Annotated in this window: 17 protein-coding genes; 16 read left to right on the top strand and 1 reads right to left on the bottom strand. The window is 34.3% G+C overall.

Annotation, left to right across the window (positions count from 1 at the left end):
- The first annotated feature begins 9 nt into the window (after positions 1-9).
- The 5 genes from IGJ02_RS15550 to IGJ02_RS15530 all read left to right on the top strand — a co-directional run bounded on the left by IGJ02_RS15550 (position 10) and on the right by IGJ02_RS15530 (position 6,866).
- On the top strand, positions 10-828 hold the full coding sequence (locus IGJ02_RS15550; protein ID WP_430602650.1) for a WxL domain-containing protein: 819 nt from the start codon (positions 10-12) through the stop codon (positions 826-828).
- Positions 829-899: 71 nt separating this feature from the next.
- Positions 900-2,063 carry a DUF916 and DUF3324 domain-containing protein gene (locus IGJ02_RS15545; RefSeq protein WP_430602649.1) on the top strand — a complete coding sequence of 388 codons (1,164 nt, stop codon included), beginning with the start codon at positions 900-902 and terminating at the stop codon, positions 2,061-2,063.
- Positions 1,993-2,619 carry a hypothetical protein gene (locus IGJ02_RS15540; protein ID WP_430602648.1) on the top strand — a complete coding sequence of 209 codons (627 nt, stop codon included), beginning with the start codon at positions 1,993-1,995 and terminating at the stop codon, positions 2,617-2,619. Before IGJ02_RS15545 ends, IGJ02_RS15540 begins: the two co-directional genes overlap by 71 nt.
- A gap of 118 nt (positions 2,620-2,737) precedes the next feature.
- Complete coding sequence (locus tag IGJ02_RS15535) at positions 2,738-6,520, top strand: prealbumin-like fold domain-containing protein (protein WP_430602646.1); 3,783 nt, start codon at positions 2,738-2,740, stop codon at positions 6,518-6,520.
- 118 nt (positions 6,521-6,638) lie between these two features.
- Complete coding sequence (locus tag IGJ02_RS15530) at positions 6,639-6,866, top strand: family 1 glycosylhydrolase (RefSeq protein ID WP_430604134.1); 228 nt, start codon at positions 6,639-6,641, stop codon at positions 6,864-6,866.
- Between the two features lie 117 nt (positions 6,867-6,983).
- On the opposite strand, the gene IGJ02_RS15525 is transcribed toward IGJ02_RS15530, so the two are convergent.
- Positions 6,984-7,181, bottom strand: a complete 198-nt coding sequence (locus tag IGJ02_RS15525; RefSeq protein ID WP_010762279.1) for a helix-turn-helix transcriptional regulator — start codon at positions 7,179-7,181, stop codon at positions 6,984-6,986.
- A gap of 469 nt (positions 7,182-7,650) precedes the next feature.
- Between IGJ02_RS15525 and IGJ02_RS15520 the strand changes: the two genes are divergently transcribed.
- The 11 genes from IGJ02_RS15520 (at position 7,651) to IGJ02_RS15470 (ending at position 22,416) form a co-directional block, all read left to right on the top strand.
- On the top strand, positions 7,651-8,559 hold the full coding sequence (locus IGJ02_RS15520) for a helix-turn-helix domain-containing protein (protein WP_430602645.1): 909 nt from the start codon (positions 7,651-7,653) through the stop codon (positions 8,557-8,559).
- 117 nt (positions 8,560-8,676) lie between these two features.
- Positions 8,677-9,474, top strand: coding sequence for a TIGR00282 family metallophosphoesterase (locus IGJ02_RS15515; protein ID WP_010762281.1), 798 nt, complete (start codon positions 8,677-8,679; stop codon positions 9,472-9,474).
- A gap of 194 nt (positions 9,475-9,668) precedes the next feature.
- Entirely contained in the window at positions 9,669-11,174 is a 1,506-nt protein-coding gene (locus IGJ02_RS15510; protein ID WP_430602644.1) for a helix-turn-helix domain-containing protein, read from the top strand.
- Between the two features lie 289 nt (positions 11,175-11,463).
- Entirely contained in the window at positions 11,464-13,869 is a 2,406-nt protein-coding gene (locus IGJ02_RS15505; RefSeq protein ID WP_430602643.1) for a MucBP domain-containing protein, read from the top strand.
- A 13-nt stretch (positions 13,870-13,882) separates the two neighbouring features.
- Positions 13,883-14,158 (top strand): hypothetical protein, encoded by a 276-nt coding sequence (locus IGJ02_RS15500; protein WP_208929975.1) that lies wholly within the window; start codon positions 13,883-13,885, stop codon positions 14,156-14,158.
- The gene (locus IGJ02_RS15495) at positions 14,159-14,743 is read left to right on the top strand and encodes a WxL domain-containing protein (RefSeq protein ID WP_430602642.1); all 585 of its coding nucleotides are present in this window, start codon (positions 14,159-14,161) and stop codon (positions 14,741-14,743) included.
- A gap of 81 nt (positions 14,744-14,824) precedes the next feature.
- Positions 14,825-15,889, top strand: a complete 1,065-nt coding sequence (locus IGJ02_RS15490) for a DUF916 and DUF3324 domain-containing protein (protein WP_430602641.1) — start codon at positions 14,825-14,827, stop codon at positions 15,887-15,889.
- Positions 15,890-16,950: 1,061 nt separating this feature from the next.
- Complete coding sequence (locus IGJ02_RS15485; RefSeq protein ID WP_430602640.1) at positions 16,951-18,042, top strand: DUF916 and DUF3324 domain-containing protein; 1,092 nt, start codon at positions 16,951-16,953, stop codon at positions 18,040-18,042.
- 10 nt (positions 18,043-18,052) lie between these two features.
- On the top strand, positions 18,053-18,397 hold the full coding sequence (locus tag IGJ02_RS15480; RefSeq protein WP_430602639.1) for a hypothetical protein: 345 nt from the start codon (positions 18,053-18,055) through the stop codon (positions 18,395-18,397).
- Positions 18,398-18,471: 74 nt separating this feature from the next.
- Positions 18,472-19,893 carry a helix-turn-helix domain-containing protein gene (locus IGJ02_RS15475; RefSeq protein ID WP_430602638.1) on the top strand — a complete coding sequence of 474 codons (1,422 nt, stop codon included), beginning with the start codon at positions 18,472-18,474 and terminating at the stop codon, positions 19,891-19,893.
- Between the two features lie 375 nt (positions 19,894-20,268).
- A complete protein-coding gene (locus IGJ02_RS15470) occupies positions 20,269-22,416 on the top strand; it encodes a MucBP domain-containing protein (RefSeq protein WP_430602637.1) in 2,148 nt (715 codons plus the stop codon).

Below are 22,416 nucleotides of genomic sequence, written 5' to 3'. Positions count from 1 at the left end.
AGCGGAAAAATGAAAACAACTATAAAAAGAATTTTAGGATTAAGCTTAGCAGCAGCGGGAATTTTAAGCTTAGCAACACCCGCTTTTGCCGAAACAGGAGCAGTAAAAACAGATGGAAAAGCGTCCTTTGTGCCTCAATCTGGTGACATCAATACGATCAAACCTGGTACAGATGAAAAAATCGATATCGTAGACGGAAACAACGAACGAGTAACCGTTGAAAATATTCAATTAATGCATGTTCCAGATTTTGATTTTGGTAGTAATGAAACAAGTGTTGATACAAAAAATTATGATGCTATTTATGAACATTATCAAAAAACAGGCGATACGACAAAATACGCCATTCCTCATTTTGTACAAGTCGGGGATGTTTCTGGTGTGCAAGGAACAGCATGGGTCGTGACAGTGGAACAAGAAGCGCTGTTTAAAGAAACTGGAGGACATGCCTTGAAAGCATCCAGAGTCAATTTATACAACCAAACCTTGACCAATAATGTTCAAACGGGAAATGTGACTGACGTTGTGACCGGATTGACGATCCCAAGTGATGGTGCGGTTCAAGTTCCTGTAAAAGGTGTGGATACAACTGGCAGTATTGCGGTACTAACATCTAAAGCTGGAAAGACTGACCAAACAACCACAAACGGAACCATCAGTTCAGTTGTTTTCCAAAAAGATTACGACGAATCAAACTATGGAAAAGTAGATTCACCAGCGTTAACAGACAAAAATACGGATGTAAAACTAAATGTTCCACAAAGCGATGGTGTACAAGCCAAAGCTTACGGGGCTAAATTAAATTGGACGTTAACGGTCGGACCGTAAAATCCAGTTTTATTGGTGGAAAGTTCCATTTTTAGGAACTTTTTGCCAATTTTGTTAGAAAGGAAAAATGTATGACTCTACTAAAACAATCAACGGGCTGGAGCAGACGAGTCTTTTTATGTTTAGCTTTGCTGATCCTACTACCATTTTCTCCAGCGTATGGAGAAGAAATTCCCATTTCCGTCAAAGCAATTTTACCAGATAATCAAGTGACAAAAGATGCCGGCTATTATGATTTAAAAGTGAACCCGGGAGAAAAACAGGAGCTCTCTTTTCAACTCTATAATCAAGGAGACAAAGACGCGACAGTCAATATCAACATCAATCCAGCCTATACAGGAGACGGCGGTTCATTTGTCTATACAGAAGATGAAGCCAACAAAGATTCTTCTTTAAACTACCCTTTATCAAGTATTGCAACCTCAGAACAAACGGTCAGCATTCCAGCAAAAGGCACGACCGTTACGAAAGTAACATTAGATATCCCAAGTGAGCCTTTTGAAGGACTGATTCTTGGTGCAATTCGTGTGACAAGTGCCGATGCAGGAGAAAAGAAAACGGAAGAAACAAAAAAAGGCTTCAACATTTCTAACAATTTTGCTTATTCAGTAGCGATTCAATTAAGAGAATCAGATGATTTGCCAAAATCCGATTTAGCACTCAAAAAGGTCTTTGCCTCCCAAGTTGCAGGGCGCAATACAGTAAAAGTAAATCTGCAAAATCCCACAGCAACGATTATCGATAACGTCTCCTATGATGCTACGGTCAGTAAAAAAGGAGACAACGCGCCTTTGCATGAAACAAAGGTAAAAGGCTATCGAGTAGCGCCAAACACTAACTATAATGTTCCGATTAGCTGGGAGAATCAACCTTTTTCAGCAGGTACATATGTTGCCAAAGTTAAAGCAAAATCAGAAGATACAGGACAAGAATGGCAATTCGATCAAGAATTTGTCATCAGTGCAAAAGAAGCAAACGAGCTGAATGAACAAGCAGTGGATCTTGAGAAGGACTATTTGTTCTATATCTTGATTGGTGGGGGAATCTTCATTTTACTTGTTATTGTTCTTATTATTCTATTGGTCATTTTATCCAAAAAGAAGAAAAAACGAAAAGAACAAGCAAGACGAGCGCGTCAAAAAAAGCAAAAAAAAGGAAAAGAACATGACAAACGAAAACAACGAACAACTGATAAACGATCATCCCAAAGTTCAGGAAACCATAAACGAAGATAAGCAAAAGCCTTTTTCTTTCTACCTTGTTCTGACCTTATTAATCTTACTTTTAATAAGCGGTGGTATTGCAGGGTATATCTGTTATCCATTCGCCAATAAAATCAGCGGCAACTGGGTATCGACCGATCAAGCCATGCAGCTAACGAGCCAAGGGAATATGTGGGAATTAGCTATTGCGGATTACCAAAAAACAAAAGGGTTTACGCTTGTGTTTACAGGAAAATGGACAGCCGCAGGGGTCAATAAATATGATGGGAAACAAGTACAATTATTCGCTAAAATAGCGAAAGCGAACTTTTCTAAAGAGGAAATCAATACATTGGAAAAAAAGTCCGATCTATACACAGTTTCTGATCAAACTGAAAAAGAGCTGACCTTGCAGTACACAAAAAAAGGAATCAAACAAATTCAGCCAGGTTCTAATTTGAATAAAGTCGTACATATGACGTTAGAAAATAGTCATTGGACGAAGCAGAAAGAAAAGTTGTACCTAAATAGCAGTTATTTTTCTACTGAACGGATTGAATTTACGTACAAAGGTGAAAACGAAATATAAAGTGTTGTTGAACATCGGACGAAACGAGAGGAGTGAACAGTTGAAATAGTGTTCTATTTCACGGCTTATGAAAAGAAAAAAGTATATTCTCTCTTTGCTTATTTTAGGGGTTAGTTTAGTGACAGGTATTTTTATCGCTACTTCTTTAAGTTCTAAAAATAAGCTCCAAGCGCAAGAAGTACAACCAACCAGAGCAATCACAGATAATATTTTTCAAGAAGTGAAAATCATCGTTCCAAGCGAAAAAAGTCGAGTATTAGAGCAAGAAGATTACCTCAAAAATGATTCGGAAGTTAAAGCTACGATGATGTTTAAATTCACGAATAAAAATTATAAAACAGGCGATACGTTTGAAACGACGTTACCAGAAGGGTTCACTTTTTCGCAAGTCATAGAAGGTCAGTTAAGTGATACAGCGGCTTATCGCATTGATCCAGCAACAAAAAAATTAGCTTTAACGATGATAAAAGATGTCCAGTCGGCAGAATATAAATTGGATTTAGTCACACGTATCAAATTTGATAGCAAACTGAATTCCAAACAAACCATGCCTTTTGAAACACAAACGCCAACAAATTATATCTTTCATCTATATGAGAAAACCAGCACACAATATCTTTATGGAAAGGCTTTTGACAAAGATAAGAATGAAACAACATTGATGCCGGCAAGTGGCGGTGCTTATGGCGCAATGGACGTCAATTACGCCCGTGTAGATTTATCAAAAAATAATCTTCAAGTCAGTTTCTCAACAAAATTAATGCCAAGTGGTTGGAGTGACGGTTACGTTAATGCAACACAAGACCTTTCATCATTTAAATTCTATACGTATGAAACAATGATTGATGGAACGCGCATAGGTGAAAAAAAAGAATTAAAGGTCAATGAAGATTTTGATGTGATTGAAAAAACAAATGTGTTGAGCCAAATTAAGTTTAAAGAGAGATTCCATGAAGCATTAGAAGTTTCAGAGGGGGAAATAAAGTTTGACTACACTGGTTTTAACCCTATCTCTAACGGGAAAAGAGGAACAGTATCATCTTGGAACACATTTAATGTTTATCCAGGAACAACTTCTGATAATTTTATCAGTTACAGCCGGTTTTCAGTTAACTTCTTTGTCGTGGAATTAGGCTATTTAGGATTAGGGACAATTGTTGCAGATACTAATGTCAAAGAAAGTGAAATGATTGTTAAAACACCGATCTACATCAATGGAACCAATCAGCAACTAAAAAAAGGGGATACATTCACTCTGACAAATGATAAGGATCCAGCTTTGGTGGCAATTGATACAAAATTGGCTCAAGAATATAATGTCACATTCAATGCCAATGGCTCTATTGTCGAAGGGGCTAAAAAAGCAATCAGTAACTGGAAAATCACGAGTACTGCATTCGGTGAGGTAACACTGACATACTTAGGTGAGGATACGACGAACACATTTGGCTTGGATATTTATACTGGAATAGATGAGACGGTTACACCACCGTATAATAGTAAATATATTCTTTCTGGAAATGGATACGAAACAAACGGGACGACAACCTTTAAAGGTCAAGCTGCCAACGTGAAAAGCGGGACATTCAACACGGAAAAAAATAGCATCGCTTGGACAGCAACCATCAATTCTCTTTATCAAAAAATCACGAAAATAACAGATACATTTGGTGATGGTGTCAAAGCTGGAACCTTGAAAAATTTAAAAATCAGCTCTGTGGAATTTGGAAGAAATGGTGTGAAAAAGGAGTTAGTTGAAGGAACCGATTATGAAGTGATTGATTCCTCCAACACTTTTGAAATCAAATTCTTAAAAGAAACCAAAGAAAAACTTACGATCACCTACGAAACAGGTGTTGATCTTCAGACGATCGATCCTAAAGTATTGCGGGCGAAAAACACCATCACCCCAAAACTGGCATTTGCTTCTTCTACAGAAAAAGAATTTCCAACGGATGGATACGCTTATATACCAAGTTATCTTTTTACAAATTCACCATTTGTACTAGGAAAAAATGGCATGTATGATCTGGCTGAAAAAATCCAAGGACAACCTGTAAACCAAGTGAAATTACTGATAAATCCATCAGGAACTGATCTTACAAATAATGAAGTCGTTATCAATTATAAAAGTATGGATGTTTCGATTTTAGATAAAAAGTTTACAGTAAACAAGGTTAAACAATTTTCTACAACAGATTATACTAAGCTACTGCCAGATGAAGAAATCACTTCTGACAGTGAAGACTATCCTGAAATAAGTATCGAAGAGAATCAAATTCGCGTGAAAAACAAGAAATTGACCCAATCAATCATCGTTAGTTTTACTTTAGGCAAAAATAATTATTATAATGCTGCGAGTGATTATGCAAAGATCAGTCAAACAAATGATAGCTTTGACCCAGTCAATGCAACGTCGGCCAGTCTGTATTTTAATAACCAGTTAGCAAAAAGTTTTACGCTAAAAACAAGTGAGGCGTACGCCAATATTGCTGAAGGAACCTTGACAGTCAATAAAAACAACGGATTTGCTTTAATCAAAGGGACGAAAATCGACCTTGCAAATATTATTCCGGCAAGGGACTCGGGAGAACTCTCAAGTTTAAGAGAAGTGACAGATGTAGACGGCAATCCTTTACCAGTATCAACTATTTCAGTGGGTGGTGGTGGTTATTCAGCGTGGAATATCACCATCAATGATGATCAGCTGAAAAATGGGTTGATCGTAAAATTAAAATGGAATTTTAACACTAGTGGTTCGAAAAGCTACTCAGGTGGAAGTTCAAGCCATCCGTTTATTGATTATCGGGGGTACACAACAACGCAAAATTATTCAAACAATAATTGGTCGGGAAAATTTGATATCGATAATTCTGGGGCAGGTGGCGGCGGAAATCTGATTTTAAAAGATATGACGATTACTATGATCGATTCTGTGACCAATAAACCGTTAACTGGTGCAACATACGAGATCATCGATAAAGATGGAAAGGTAAAAGATACGCTAACATCAAATGCAAATGGACAAATCCTTTTAAAAGAATATGTCGTTACAAACTATACCTTGAAAGAAATCAGTCCGCCAGAGGGCTATGTGTCTAATCAGGAGTATAAAGAGCCAGGTAAGGAAATCACTTTGACGCCAACAGGTGAAAATAAACTGACGATTCCCTACGTTAAAGAAGGGAAAATCAATGTTCATTTTACCTACCAAGATGGAACGGATATAGAAATGATCGATCCGATAACAATCAAAGGCGGTAATGGCACTATCGTTAATTTAAAAGAGCAAAAAGCAATCACAGACCAACTTGATGCGTTAGCGCTAGAAAATCTAGATTATCGTTTTTTAACCTTTGATAAAGGGAAAATGAACGGCTCAGAAGAAGCGCTGACGATTCCTTATGATAGTGAAGCAGTCTACTATAAATACGAAGGGCTGATTTCATTGAAGGTGCCAGAGCTGTTAAATTTTGAAACAGGATTTGTATCACCGTTTACACAGGTACTTTCGTATGCTAATTCAGATGATTTTGAGATTGCCTTTAGAGACAGTCGCCAAATCACTACATCTTCCACAACGAAACAAGGGAAAACACGAGGCAACATTCGCTTGAATGCTTTTTTATCGAAAGAATTTACGACACAAGAAAACAAGGTCTTGAAAGATGCCCGTTTGATTTACCGAAATGGCGGAACCGATATTGTTTTAAATGGATCGGGTGGGGAATTAGTGAATAATAAACAAGATGCTAACGATAAAGGGAAAAAAGACTTTAATTTCATTTTAGATACAGCGGGAAGTGAAAACCGAGGCTTTAAACTGGAAGTACCAGCTAAAGGGACATTGGCTGATGAATATACAGGGGAAGTTACTTGGGAAATCATTCAAGAACCGTAAGGCTACTGAAACAATATAAATTCCTCTGCTTATCACTGAAGATGGTTTAGGAGCAATCGATACGCTGACGGAAGAGCAACAAGTGCCTGCTGAATATCGTATTGAGTAGTTAAAGAAACTGCTTGAGCAGATTCAGATGTCGATAACTGAAAATAACGTGAGCGTTTTTGATTTTTGCCTATGGTCATTTATTGATCTAATCAGCACGACCAGTGGCTTTAAAAAACGGTATGGGTTTGTTTACGTAGATCATACAGATACTGAGAACAGGGAATTGATTAGGTATAAAGAAGATAGCTTTTACTGGTATCAAAGAGTTATCGAGAGTAATGGAAAAAAGTTGTAACGATAGAGTTTGAAGGGGCAAATTGAAGTTAGATCAGATTCTAGGTAAGATGGAATCTGATCTTTTTTGAATGTTCTGTCAATTTTTTCTGCAAAAAAAAGCTTATATTTTAGCGACCTAAGAAAAAATCTCAGTAACTTCCTTGTTTAGTGAACGGGCAATATTAAGCGCTAATGAGTCAGAAGGTTTATACTTTCCTTTTTCAATGCTTTGGATCGTTTGAATCGACACGTCGACTTGATTGGCAAGTTCTTCTTGGGTCATATTGCTGTTATTACGGGTTTCTTGCAAATTATTTTTGATTGTTTTTTTCATAGTGAATCGCCTCTTTCTTTAGTGATTATGATGGTAAGAAAATAACGTACAAAACATTTACTAATAAATTTTACTTAAAAAATATATACTAATTTGACCTTAGTGTGTTATATTTAATACGTAGTGGTGAACTACAGATAGATGGAAACCCATCTATTTATCGAGGACTTCTAGCATGAATAACTTCCCCAAGTTTTATGATTGCTAGGAGTTTTTTAGGTACTAAGGTCCTACTTGCCAAGTATAAACACTAATAATACAAGCGAGTGCAGTAAAAAACATTTCTTTTCCTCCTTAAGCATATTTATGTTTGTCAAGTTATCATAAATATATGATATCTAATACTAACAAAAATTAAGCTGGTTATAAATATATTATTAAATAAATTGTTAAATCCTCATAAAGTAATAAGAAATAAGGTGAAAATCAATGTTTTTGTGCAAATATGTCATTGGAAGGAGAGTAAGTTTTGGAAATATATGAAGCTTTACGATTTTTTAGGAAAAAATTGAATTTTACTCAAAAAGAAATTTTACCTGATGTAGATCCTTCTGTTTATTCTAGAATTGAGAGTGGAAAACAAGAACTCAAAATAAATGACTTGAAAAGAATATTAGACAGCCTATCGCTTTTACCAGAAGAAGTTTTTTCTATGGCACCATTAAGTAAAGATCAACAAAAATTTCATTTTTTGTTTACTAATTGTGCAGAGAATTTACACGGTGAGAATAGGAAAGATGACTTGATTAATTACTACCATGAACTATCTGATAAAAATAAAGATTTAAGAGAATTATCCAATTATTTTGCTATAAAGAGTTACTTTGCTCAAGTATGGAGTGAAGTTGATGAGATCGGTGTGGAGGAATTAGATAATATATTTACTATGTTGTCTAATAAAGAATATTATCAACATTATGACTATATAATTATCAGAAATGCGATGCGAATTCTTGAAAAGGAAAAGGCTGATATATTGATTAAAAAGATTTTTTTCACTAAAAAAAATAAACTAGAAACGGAGCCTATGGATGATGCTTTCTATTATATCCTCTTAAATGCAACGACAACAAGAATATATGAAAAGGATTATACTAGTGCTAAAAAATATATTCATTTAGCAAAAATGCAGGATAAGGAACGAAAAAATATTAATTATCGAATTCATCTAAAATATTTAGAGAATTTGTTAGATTATATAACTATCGGTGATTATCAATATATTCAGCGAATTCAAGAGTATATTCATTTACTTAAGGATATAGGAGACCTTGTATTAGCTAATCAAATTAGCACTGATGTTAAACTAGTTTTAGATGGTATTGATGAACACATTGATAAAAAAGATTATCCAGTTATTTTTGTAAAATATACTTAAGTACCTTTTTCTTATACACTCAGCACAGTCAAACTCTCAAGATATCTCCACCTCTTCCTTTCTACTCCAAAAACCTCTATAATAAAAACAGTAAATCAAAAGAGAAGAGGAAGTTTTTTGCGTATATTATTTATAGGAGACGTCGTAGGATCTCTAGGTCGCGATACGATAACCACTTATTTACCAAAATTAAAGAAAAAATATCGTCCCCAAGTAACCATTCTTAATGGCGAAAATGCTGCAGCAGGTCGCGGAATCACAGGGAAGATCTATAAGAAATTTTTACAAGATGGTGTAGATGTTGTCACATTAGGCAATCATACATGGGATAATAAAGAAATCTTTGAATTTATTGGCGATGCTAAAAAAATGCTTCGCCCAGCTAACTTTCCAGAAGGAACACCTGGACAAGGGATGGTTTTTGTTAAGGTCAATCAACTTGAACTGGCTGTGATCAACATGCAGGCTCGTGTTTTTATGGCAGATATCGATGATCCGTTTCGTAAAGCAGAAGAACTGATTGCCGAAGCACGCAAGCGGACGCCGCTGATTTTTGTTGATTTTCATGGAGAAACGACTAGTGAAAAGCAAGCAATGGGCTGGTTTTTAGATGGACAAGTTAGTGCTGTTGTGGGGACCCATACGCATGTTCAGACTAATGATGCACGGATTTTACCAGCAGGAACAGCTTATTTGAGTGATGTTGGTATGACAGGACCATATGATGGTATCTTAGGGATGAAGCGTGGACCAATCATTGAGAAGTTCAGGACAGCATTACCAAAACGTTTTGAAGTCGTTGAAGAAGGTCGAAGCTTATTATCGGCTTGTGTGATCGATATCGATGACCAGACAGGACAAGCTAAAAAAATCGAACCGATCCAAATCAGTGAAGATCGACCCTTTGAAGAATAAATAGTGAATCTATTCAACGATAAAATAGAAAAAGAATCAGCGGCTAGCTTCAAGCACCAAAAGAAGCAGTGTCTGATTCTTTTTTTGTTGAAAGTAAGGGTGAGCATTTGTGAACAAGAGAACCATGAATTGTTCTATAATAGGAACAGATTCCATGTACAATAGTCAATACAGCAGATTAGAAGGAGGCGTCTATGCGAAATTCTTTTATGGGAAAAAAAGAGCGGGTAAAGTTTGAACTATTTAAATCGATTGTTTTCTCAAAAAGTGGTTTGAGCTTTAATGTGTTGAGGCAAAAACATAATCTTACGAAAAGCACATTGAGCAGATATTTGAATGATTTGGCGCAAGAGGTCGAAACGACATTTGCTGAAAAAGTACATTTGATCCAAAATACTCATACTGGAAACTATCAGGTCCAAACAGCAGAATCTTATAGTATTGGGTATTTGATTGATTATATTCATTTATATTACGTTCAAAAAAGTGGTGTTTTTTTTATTTTAGATGCGCTATTAAGAAATCACTATAGCTCAGTTGAAGCAATGGCACTTGATTTACATATGAGTAGTTCGTCAGTCTATAAACAAGTACGAGCACTTAAAGAAATGTTAGTTCCGTTTGGTGGTACGATTTCATTTGAACCACTTGCAAGTCCGTTAACAGGCAATGAAGTTGGGATTCGTTTGTTTGCTTTTTATTCCTATTGGTCGGTGTTCAAATCGACAGAATATGATAATAAACATTATCCTGAATCTTGGTGGGATGCCAAGGAGCTAGAAGAATATTTTGATCATATGGCGTCACTTTCAGAATCGCAACGGGCAAAATTAAGGTTTATTCAGTTGATTACACTAAAAAGAGTACTCTGGCAAAAAAATTATATCGAGCTTTCAGATAGCTTTCTAGCAGATACGGTCTACTTTGATACGAAAGATACCGAACTTCTACCATTGTTAAAACAACGGGTACCAAATGCGTTATATCAGAAAGAACGAGCGTTGCTGTTGTATGCGACTCGAGGACTTGTTTACAATTTAGACTCATTAGAAACAAAAAAGCAAATCGTTCAACATTATCAACAATCATCCTTAGAAATTGCAGCCTATACAACGAAGCTGATGACTGAGGTACAAAAGGAATTTGACTTAGAATATACGGAAGAAGGCTATATAAACTTCTATTTTTATCTACTTATTTTATTGATCTATATCAAACATATCAACATTGATATCTCTGGCTACTACAAAAATGAACTCTCATTTCATTCAATGATCGACTATGATGAAGCAAATGTAGAAATCTTTCAAAAAATCACTAAGATTATTGAACAGCAGGAATTTTATTCTAAAATAAGTAAGAAGTCATTGAAAGGTGTTTTGTCGATTCTTTCCTTGACGATTTATTCAGGTATTTATTTAAATAAAAAGGCTGGAAGCATGTCGATCTGTGTCATATTCAATAATAATTTGATTTTAGCAGATGGTATCAAAAAAATTATTTTAGATGTTTATAATAAGGACCGAATCCTTTTTACGAATGATGTGTTGCAGGCAGATTTAGTTATCTCTGACTCTTATGAAGCAGCCAATTCTGATGCGGAATATTTCTATTTTGATGAGCAATTGAATCCAGAACAGTGGGGAAAAATGATCGATGCGATCAATGATATTTTTTATAAAACGATTTTTTTAGGTTGACGAATGGCAAAAGGAATCGTGCAATCTAAGAGAATCTCTTATTTATCGCTAAATTATCACGTAATTCTATGTTTTTAAAGGCTGAGGCAAAACGATTCTATGTTTTGTTTCAGCCTTTTTATGTACGTCTCTATTGGATTTTCAGGATAAAGAACTGTTGTTTTTTTAAATCTGAAACATATTGTTTCAGAAATATACAATTTTTTTCTGAAAAAAATTGTATTATTTCATAGTAGTGAAGAGTTGTTTATCACAAGCTTGAATAAAATAAGCAGATAGGAGACGCCCGATGAAAAAGCATATGTTTGGTTTACTCGTTTTGTTTTTCTGTCTTTTATATAGTACAGGTTCAATGGACCATGTTTTTGCTGAGGAAATATTACCCCCTCCTAACTATCCGCTAGGTGTTTCAACAAAAACGAACTTGACTGCTGGTGGTACGTTGTATTTTAATACCGATCAATTGCAGGAAAAACAATTGGTTGGTCAGTTCTTAGCAAAAAATATAACATCAACTGGTTCCTCTGGTTTATCAAAAAGTGGTTTTCAAAACTATCAAAATGCGACGCGCCAGTTAGCGTTAGATGAAATCGATCCTGCAGTAGTTTCTGAAACAATTACTGGCAGTGATATTATTCGTTGGTACGCTAATGCAACAAGTTTCAACTATCAGGATGGTTCAGATCTGCATTACTACTTAGGGAATTTACCGACAGAGAAAGAATTGAATGAGGCGCTACAATACTACCCAGAATTAAAGGACAATTTTTCCAAACGACGCTACAATGACTCGTTGACTTCATTTCCTTCTTTTGTAGATAACGGCATTGCTGATTTCTCCCAAGTGACTGGAAATATCCAAGTGGTTAGTGATTATTATGCAGCATTGACAGATAGCGATCAAACAGCAGTATATAATTCAGCAGTTCAAGCAGCGGAAATCAATACAGAGAAAAAAGTAGTAAACCCTAACGATTGGGGTGGACAATCTTCGATCCAGATCAATATTGCATTGAAAAAAAATGTAACCGCCCAAGCGGTAGTCATTATCGATGTAGACGGTCAAATTGAGCATTTTAAAAATGCTCAGGATATTTCAATCAATTATACAAACTATGATCCCGACATGATGTTGCCACCGTATGTATTTATTAATTATAAACACTTTCCATCCTTTAATTTCAGTGGGAGTACATTTTTCCATGCGACCGCTTATCCTAGTTTGCCTGGGGAGGAAGAATATCAATTTGCAGGAAATCAAGGGGTCTTTTTTGAAGGGAAATATGCAGATAAAGCTGTTCCTTTAATAAAATCTGATAGCCATACAATTTCTGATGAGTTAAAGGAGAAAACGTACAAAACAGCAACCCATCTTGTGCATAATTTTAATGATGAAGAAAATGAGATTCAGTTTAGAAGTAACGCCTCATTATTCATTGGGACTGTTTTAGCACCGAGAACTTCGGTGACACTAGATGATACGCAAGGACGAGTACTGGGAAGCGTGATTTCTGGTTATGATATTCATACAAATATGCCCATCAGTCTAGAAGAAAGTAGTGCTATGTTTGACTATGATGATTACCCAGGATTAGGTGATATCACAGGCGGTGAAGAGATTGAGATGCCGAATAAAATCGGAGCAAAGTTTGATTATACTGGGCATGAAAAGAGACTATTATATACGATCACTCAAAAAATACCAGCATATTCTTCATGTTTTCCGATCCAGAATTTGAAAATAACTGATCCGTTGGCAAAAACGCTGGCAGTTGCTGAAGAAGATGTAGCAATTAAAGATGAAACGGGAAACGACGTTGCTGATTATTTTACTATTCACCAAGATGCAAACAATGAATTAACCGTAGAAGCAAAACCAGAAAGTTTAACAGTTGAATCATTCTATGGAAAAACGTACACGTTTGAATTAAATGGTGACCTGAAGCTAACCGAGCAAGTGCTAACGGACCCTACAATGGATCAAATCCAAATTCCAAATACGTCCGTTACAACGGTCAATGATGAAGTGAAGACCAGTAACGAAGCTTTGCTAAAAGTAGATTTTATTCAAGGCGAACCTGTTAACGTAAATTATTTAAACGAAGATGGGGAAAAGATTGCCCCAACAGAAACTTTAACGGGAAAAATCGGTCAGCCCTATTTGGCTAATGCTAAAACAATTTCAGGTTATACGCTAACATCAGTCCCAGAAAATGAATCTGGAATTTTTTCAGACGAAGAACAGACGGTGAATTACACGTACCATGGTCAATTGGCATTTTCAACGGTTCCGACACAGATTAGTTTTGGGACACACCCGTTATCTAATAAAAAGGAAGAATATAAAATTGAGTCAAAGGATCAAGATATTGTTGTAAAGGATACGCGGTCCTTAGGTTCTAATTGGCAACTGCGGGCAACGCTCAATCAACCGTTGACAGCCAATAAGAGCAAGCATGTATTGAACGATGCCTTGTTTTATGTCAAAAATGGCCATTCAGTTCCACTTCGAGTAAATTCATCGGTTATCATCGAATCAGCGGTAACAACGAGTCATGATGGTTATAATGTAACCCACGATTGGGCAACTTCGGATGATGGGTTGAACGTTGTTGTAAATGCTGGAGAGGCTTTAGCAGAGCAATACTCAGGTGAAATCAGCTGGGAATTATATGACGTTGTATCGAATGAGTGAAAGGTGCAAAAACGTGAAAAATAAAAAAAGAACATGGCTCCAAGTAATTGCCATCAGTACTTGCTTTGTTTACTTACTTGAGATGCAATCAAGTTACGCTGCAGAAGATGGTCAGGCAACTGTTAGCTTTTATAAAACAGAGAAAAAAGAACAGCGAGATACAAAGGTTTTCCCCTATACGGGAGAAAACGCGTCGAACAAAATGATAGTACTTAGTGGAATATCCATTCTGTTAATTATAACAGGAATGATATCATATAGAATTTTAACGAATGAGGAGAGAATTTAAATGAAAACAAACAAAATTTTAGTAGGAATTGCCGCACTATCAATGATTTTTAGTACAAGTATGGTCGTGCATGCAGAGGAAATCGACAATCACGAGTCAACAAGTGATATCGGCTTTACGACACCAACAGAAGGTGCACTAACATTAGTGAATGTTGCTGATTTTGATTTTGGTTCCAATCCAATTTCTGCCAAAGACGAAGTCTACACAAATAAAACTGAAACAATGACTACTGTTCAAGATATCCGCGGAACAGAAACTGGTTGGACAGTTCAAGTAGCACAGAATGGTCAATTCAAAGCAGATAAAAAAGAATTGACGAGTGCTCAAATCACATTAAAAACACCAACGATCTCTGATCAATCAACAGGTTCAGCCACTGCCAAAACAGAGATTATACTAAACACAGATGGTTCAAGTGCCACGATTTTAGAGGCAGCAGCAGGTTTAGGTAACGGTGTAACAATCGAAAACTTTGCTAAAGATGCAGCAACATTATCTGTTCCAGGCGAAACGGTAAAAGTTGCGAAACAATACGAAACGTCATTGACTTGGACATTATTAGACCAACCAGCAAATAATTAATAAAGAAACCAGGGATGGAGCGGTTTAGTGAGAGTGCCGCTCCATACACATACATAGCAACAAAAAATTGGAGGGATTTACATGTTAAAACGACCGCTTAAAGTGATAGTAGCATCGGTGTTTTTTGCATTTGGATGTTTGGTAGGGACATCAAATAGTTGGGCACAAGACGCAGATTATGAAGTCAAGGCGATTCCATCAGTCAAACAAGTAGATAAAACAAAAACATATTTTGATTTACGTTTGAACCCAGAAGAAAAGCAGACAATAATGGTAAAAGTAACCAATCGATCAGACCGAGCACAAACAATTAATACTAAAATCAAAACAGCTACGACGAATACCAACGGAGTAGTAGAATACATCAATAGTGATCAAAACGAATCAATTGATTTGCCTCATGATTTAAGTAAGTTCGTTAAAACAAATACAGCAAAACTGACACTAGCACCTCATGAATCAAAAGATGTTGAATACACTATTACGATGCCTCAACCAGACTTTTCGGGTATTTTATCAGGTGGGATTATTTTTACTAGTGAAAATACTGAAAAAACGAAAGAATCCTCAGCAGATGTAGCAATCAAAAACCAATTTGGCTATGTGATCGCATTAGTATTGCATGGAGACAAAGAGGTCAAGCCTGACTTAGATTTAACTAAAGTTAGTTTAGGTCAAGTCAATAATCGAAATACAGTTTTTGCCCATTTAACCAATGATAAAGCCGCTTATTTAAATCGGTTGAATGTGAACGTCAACATTAGAAAGAAAAATACGGATACAGTTCTTTATGAAGCAAAAAAAAGTGAGTTGCAAATGGCTCCTAATTCTGTATTCAACTACCCCGTAAGCTTACAGGAAACCAAATTTAAGCCAGGGAAGTACCTTTTAGCTGTTCATGCAGAATCGAAAGGACAAGTTTGGGATTTTAAAAAAGAGTTTGAGATCAAAGCCAAAGAAGCTGAAAAACTGAATGATCAAGCCTATATCCATCAAGAAAAACAACATTATCTACTTTATCTAGTAGTGTTTATCATTTTTATTTTATTGATAATTGGATTAATTTTATATAGAAAAAGGCAACAAAAAATCAAACAATTAGAAGAAAAAATAGCAGAATTAAAGAAAAATGAAGAACAAAACTAAGACCTAGCACACGTACTGTGTTTTGGGGAAAAAGAATTAAATTAACCTAACTTAAGGTAGATAAAGGGAAAATCAAATAAGTAGCAGAAGGCTCTTTGTCAATATTAATTGATGAAGAGCCTTTAAAACGTGTAAAATCAGTAACCTATTAGATAAGTCTTTTTTTAAGGAAATTTGGGACCAGTTTTACTATTTGAAAAAGATAATAGTAGCTTTTATCAATTTCAAGCCGAACGGAGTCGAAAATACTAGTTGTTCTTCTTTTATTGTGTACTATTCTTTAATAAGTATCTGTGTTAACCATAAATAGTACCGAAACAACAGCATCATATAAATACATTGTTTAAAATTTTTTATAATTTAATCGGAAATTAGGGCTATTTTATAAATATTAAGTCATTTTAAGCAAAAAGATTTTATTGCAACTGCATATAATTATTCAAATATAGTGATTTATCAAAAGAAGTAATAGATAAAAACTACAATGGTGTAAAATTCCTCATGAAGTATCATAAATTAAAATAATAAACGTTATTTTATTAATGTAACAAAGAGTATTTTTAAATTATCTTCCTTAGTCTCTTTGTCATTCGTTTTTTACATAAAAAATATCAAATACAGGGTAAATATATAGAGTGATTTTGCTAAATTAAAAGCAAAATCACTTTTTGTTTTAATAATATGTCATTTAAACAGTATATTTTGTTTGCAAAAAAAAGTATTTTTCAATTTTTCAATTCTATCTTTGAAAAATTGAAAAGAAATTTATACAACTAATCATTATAATAAAATACGATAGTTTTTGAACGAACCGTATGTCTTGGAGACGGTATAAAATAAATTGTTCAATTGTTATTTTAATAGTACCTATTCTAAATAAAGTTCATTAAAGAATAAATACTTAGTAATCAATGAAATGAGGAAATTCTATGATTGTAAAAGGTGATTGGTAAGAGGCACATATAAAGTTGAATAGAATCTATTTCAAGAATAGAAGAAAAATGAAAGTTGTGTGAAGAGACTTCAAACTAGTTTTTGAAATGTAAGGAGATATGTTAGATATGAAAATAAAAAAGAAACTGAACATTCTGGTTTTAATCCTAACTTTAAGTACAGTATGTTGGCTTATACAAGGAGCGTCGTACGCTGAAGCTGCCAGTGTTGGCTACTCTGTTATACCACATCCTTCAGAAAAGCAAGTAGATAAACAAAACACATATTACAATTTGAAACTAGCACCTGGTGAAAAAGAAAATATTAAAGTTACGATAAAAAATAATAGTGAAAAAGAAATTACAATTGATACAAATGTGGACAAAGCCACAACAAATAGTAATGGAGTAGTAGAGTATCGCAATAGTAACAAACATAAAAGTACTAATTTAAAGTTTGATTTAACGGATTTGGTTGAAGTAAGTGAAGCTCAAATAAAATTAGCAGCAAACGAAACAAAGGATGTCACTTTTTCAATCACTCAGCCAGAGGAAGAGTTTGATGGAGTGATTGCTGGAGGTATAAATTTTACGCAAAAGAACACGGAGGATTCTGAAAATCCTTCTAGTAAAAGTAATATGGCTATTCGAAATCAGTATAGTTATTCAATTGCATTAGTACTTCATGGAAAAAAAAATCTCGACAAGCACGAGCTTACATCTGGTGATATTGAAGTCAAACAGTCGAATGGAAGAAATAATATCTATTTTCCTATCAATAACGAGACTGCAGCTTTCTTAAATAAGGTGAATATCAAAGGTGATGTTTATGTTAAAGGAGAAAATAAAGCTATATTTTCCGAAAAACTAACAAATGCGCAAGTCGCCCCAAATTCAATTTACGAATACCAAATTGGAACAAACCAAACTGAGTTAAAGCCAGGAAAATATACTGCTAAGATTCTTGTAGAGTCTAAAGCACAAGAGTGGTCTTTCACGAAAGACTTTGAAATCTCCGAAGAGAAGTCCAAAGAACTGAATGATACTGCAGTCATCAAGGAGAATGATTACAGCCTATATGTACTAGGTGCTGCGGGTATCATATTGTTAATTCTTTTAATAATTTTTGTGATTTGGTATGTACGAAGAAAAAATAAAGAAATCGAAGAATTAAAAAATATCTATCGTGCAGAAAATAAAAATCAGTACGTAGAAAAATGAGGGAAATAGATTGAAAAAAGAATTTGTACTACTATTTTTTGGTGCATCATTAGTTATTATCACTACAGATACGTTACTGACTTCCCAAATCACTTATGCTACCAAAGCTGAGACGAATATACAAAATAGAAAAAATTCTTATGACGTTAATGAAAACAGAGTTGGCTTTTATCAACAACCGTATAAAAAGAGAAATGACTTTCTATTAAACCAAAAAATGGACCTTAGTTCTGGTATCAAAATTCAAAAGAAATACCCATACCCATTAAATTATCACAATAGTACAGATACATATTTAGGGACTTTGTATTCTTCTCTGGCTGGACATCTTATTTTTGGTAGAGTGTCTATTTAAATAATACCTACACTTTTTCTAATAACTTTGTACTAATGACTTAATACTATTTTGTAAGAGTGAAGGTGGAATATATGAGAAATGTCCTTGAAAAGGATGATTATAACAAGTTTATGCTTTTTTCTTATATGGAAGGTACAACCAATCAAACGGTTACGATATCTAATATAGAAGATCGTTTTTCTTTAACGTATTTTAAAGCAGTAAAGCTTGTTGATGAGTTAATGAATGACTTTGATGATTTAAATTTAGAAGATTTTTTTTACATCGAAAAGAAAAAGAAAGCATATACCTATAGCAAAAATGGTTTTGACTCTATCAATCGCTTACTTTGGATTTATGGTAGGAGATCTTTAAAAATGTCACTTATAGATTATTTCTTAAAATATGAAGGTCGTTCAATTGAGGAATTCTCTTTTGATTACTACATTAGTTTATCAAAGGCCTATAGGATACGCAATGAAGCAAATGACTTTTTGGATTCATATGGTTTCAATTTTTTGAAGTCAAAAGAATATTCAGAAAAAAATTTGAGGTTTTTTCTTGCAGAGCTATATTTTAACATTTTTAAAGAATATGAAGAACCATTTGATAAATTGTTAGTGGAGCAAGCAAACACATTGCTTATTATACTGAAAGATACTGGATATATTGAAGATTTACAGGGGTTAGATTTTTTTAAACTAAAGTTTTATCTTTATGTTACCTATTTAAGAAATCATAATTCTCATAGTGACTTTACTGATTTAAAAGAATTATGCGAGATAAGTTCGGAGAAAATCAAAATGTTAACAGAGTATTTAAAAACTTTTTTAGTCAATCATGACAATATTGATGATGAGGTACTTGCACTGGTCAATTATTTGAAAGTAAACAACTTATTAGTGGATACATTCATTCCAGAAATAACCGAATCATTGACTGAGTCGTTCTTGATTATTTCTTCGTATAAAGAACTTGTTGAATATAATGATGAATTACAAGAGTCGTTGACGCCATTATTCATTAAATTATTATATTTTGGTAATCAATTGTTAGATAGTCAGTTCTATGCGGATTTAACTGTATTTCAAGAAAACTATTATGAAATCTATCAGTTATGTTTGAGTATCTGTGCTAATGATAAATTTATAAGTATTTTTGGTAATCAACTGGAAAATAAAAGTTTTCTCATGAGTATGCTATTAAAACTAATTCACAATCTTCCTCTACAACTCTTACAGGTCCCAGTAAGAGTTACTATTGATTTTTCAATTGGTAAAGAATATAACTCCTTTATATCATTGATGGTCGATAATCTTCCTTTCTCAAATTTAGTGGTTAATAACATCTACTCTAGGGAAACTGATATCTATCTATCTGATATTTTAACGAATAAAGTTCATTCAAAGTATATTATTTGGAACAGTCCCCCAACTGCTAAAGATTGGGAAATATTTGGTAATTTGGTTACAACTATAAAAAAAGAGAAAAACAATAATACTGTGACCCATTAGAATGACAGCTATAGTCATTGGAATTAAAAAGCTTATCTAAAGAGAATAAAATAAACGTAGAATAAATTGAAAAAATAGTAGTTTAGCATATGTGATAATTTCTTAGGCTCGGATATACCATAATCAACCAATATAATTAAGATGTAAGGTTCAGTGCAAGAGTTTTATTAATTAAAAATTATCCTAAGGTTTATTTAGGATTATTTAGTAATTCAATAATACTTTGAGTATCAAAATGCTGATTTTTTCAAAAATTGAAATCTCATTTTAAATATAAAAAAAGAAAAAAAACCTTCGATTGATTATTATAAATATGAAACATACTTTAGTTAGCAAAAGAAATGGATGAAACTTAAAAGGAGGGCTAGGATAATTATGAAAAACTCAAAAAGAAATCTATCTTTCATTTCTATTTTAAGTATTCTAGGTGCAAACGTCATTTATTTTCCGATGCGTAACGATGTTGTACTGGCTACTGAGCCAAAAGAAGTGACTAATACAAATAGTGTAGACATAGAGAGTTATAAAGAAAATGAAATTGCTAAAGAGCAAATAACCACTAATGGATTGCTAAACCTGTTACAAGTTGATTTGAGCTCGAAGCAAGAAAATTTAGTCTACATGGAAAGTGAACAAGATAATCAAAGGGAAGTAACTGGTCGTGAGCTATTTGATCATTCAGTTTCTTATACAGCTGATGCTGATCTGTATGAACAAGGTGGGCATTATGAGGGCACTATTACAATACAAAACCAAGATGGAAATGCTATAGAAGCTGGGACGACTATCATCTTAATATTACCAAAAGATGGAATTGATATGAATTCGCTTGAACTGAATGACCCTGAATTAAATGAATTTTTTGATATTTCAATTGATAAAGAGACTGGCAGTGTTGCATTAGTTTTGAAAAAAAATATTCTCGGTGATTCGTCTGTCACTGTAAAAATTGGCGGAGTAGTGATTGGAGAAAAAGGGGAAAGTTACTCTGTTTCTATGAATGCCTTTGATTCTAATAATCAATCTGCCCAAATAGTTAATAATAATCCAATATTTAGCGTAAAAGATGATACTTTGACACCATCATATGGTTTTTTAAATGCTTTCTGGGGAATCGGACCAAGTGAAATGGGAACATTTATCGGTAAGTTGAGTGGAAATATCGAAGGGCTTCCTACAGGCGTTTTTTCTAGAAGCTCTGATGTAATTCAAAATTTTGCCCAAATAAACTACGGACAAAGTTATAAATTACCAGATACTGCACATTACCGATTTGCTTGGTATATAGAACCATATAGTGGAGTGGGTAAGACAGCTATTGATGTTAAGGATGTTAAAGTTTTTAATGATATAACTAATCAGGAAATTCCAAAAGAATGGTATACAGTGACGCTTGATTCTGCTAAGCCAGATCAAGAAGTTTGGGTAGAATTTAAGTCATTTGAAGAAATTAGAGCAATGGGAGGATCTATTGATTCGGATATTAGTTTCAGGATTCAACTACAGTCACACGTCAATAATGATTCGATTACGTATCATTCAACAGCCTTTAATTACGTGATAGCTAGTGGTGGCGGAGTTATTTATTCATCAGATTTTCAGTTGAATAATAAATTTTCTGAGGAAGGTGAAAGCTCTATATTTCCTACAATCGTGCCTGAAGATAAGACGTTTTATGTTGATGAGCTTAATGATAGTAACATAAATGAAAAACTTATCGAGAACATAAAAGCTATGGACACGAATGATGGAAATATATCTGACTTGATCATTATTGATTATTCAAAGGTAAACCCGCAATTAGTTGGTGATTACGAAGTAACGTATTCAGTGACTAATTCATCTGGACATGTCACTTCTAAGAAAGCCACAATCCACATTGTAGAAAGAGTCGATGCTGAACCAGTTACTGTACGCTACGTTGATGAAGATGGTAAAGATATCATTTCACCTGAACAAATTAATGGAAAAGTTGGAGATGCATTTTCTACAGTCGCTAAAACTTTTACTGGATATAGCTTAAAAAAAGTGCCCGACAATGCAAAAGGTGTATTAAAAGAAGAGGCACAGACTGTTGTATATGAGTATACTGGTCAATTAATTTTTCAATCAGCCCCTACCAAAATTGATTTTGGAGAGCATACCCTTTCTGCAAATACTGAAAATTACTCAATTGAATCATATCAAGATAATCTTATTGTTAGGGATTATCGGTCAATCGGATCTACTTGGACTATGTCTGCACGATTGTCGCAAGACTTTACGGGAATTAATTCTGGTAAGAAGCTTGGGAGTAGATTACGTTACTACGATAGTAAAGGTAACGTGAAGGAGATTACGACAGAAGGAAATACACCTATTTTTAATTATAAAACGGATGACCATGAGGAAGTGAATTTGTCTTCATTATGGGGAAGTAAAGAAGAAGGACTTGAACTAGAAGTAAAAGCTGGTAAAGCAGTCGTTGATAAGTACCAAGCCATTATTGATTGGAACCTTGCAAGTGGAGTACCAAATAGTTAG

It is taken from the genome of Enterococcus sp. DIV0724b, from assembly GCF_050531475.1.
GTDB classification, from domain to species: domain Bacteria; phylum Bacillota; class Bacilli; order Lactobacillales; family Enterococcaceae; genus Enterococcus_L; species Enterococcus_L haemoperoxidus.
This window is presented reverse-complemented; position numbering and strand designations above follow the sequence as displayed.

Bases quoted from the DNA above. Each gene is read 5' to 3' on its own strand.
- IGJ02_RS15550 (WP_430602650.1), top strand. From the start codon at position 10: ATGAAAACAACTATAAAAAGAATTTTAGGATTAAGCTTAGCAGCAGCG.
- IGJ02_RS15545 (WP_430602649.1), top strand. From the start codon at position 900: ATGACTCTACTAAAACAATCAACGGGCTGGAGCAGACGAGTCTTTTTA.
- IGJ02_RS15540 (WP_430602648.1), top strand. From the start codon at position 1,993: ATGACAAACGAAAACAACGAACAACTGATAAACGATCATCCCAAAGTT.
- IGJ02_RS15525 (WP_010762279.1), bottom strand. From the start codon at position 7,181: ATGAAAAAAACAATCAAAAATAATTTGCAAGAAACCCGTAATAACAGC.
- IGJ02_RS15510 (WP_430602644.1), top strand. From the start codon at position 9,669: ATGCGAAATTCTTTTATGGGAAAAAAAGAGCGGGTAAAGTTTGAACTA.
- IGJ02_RS15505 (WP_430602643.1), top strand. From the start codon at position 11,464: ATGAAAAAGCATATGTTTGGTTTACTCGTTTTGTTTTTCTGTCTTTTA.
- IGJ02_RS15495 (WP_430602642.1), top strand. From the start codon at position 14,159: ATGAAAACAAACAAAATTTTAGTAGGAATTGCCGCACTATCAATGATT.
- IGJ02_RS15490 (WP_430602641.1), top strand. From the start codon at position 14,825: ATGTTAAAACGACCGCTTAAAGTGATAGTAGCATCGGTGTTTTTTGCA.
- IGJ02_RS15485 (WP_430602640.1), top strand. From the start codon at position 16,951: ATGAAAATAAAAAAGAAACTGAACATTCTGGTTTTAATCCTAACTTTA.
- IGJ02_RS15475 (WP_430602638.1), top strand. From the start codon at position 18,472: ATGAGAAATGTCCTTGAAAAGGATGATTATAACAAGTTTATGCTTTTT.
- IGJ02_RS15470 (WP_430602637.1), top strand. From the start codon at position 20,269: ATGAAAAACTCAAAAAGAAATCTATCTTTCATTTCTATTTTAAGTATT.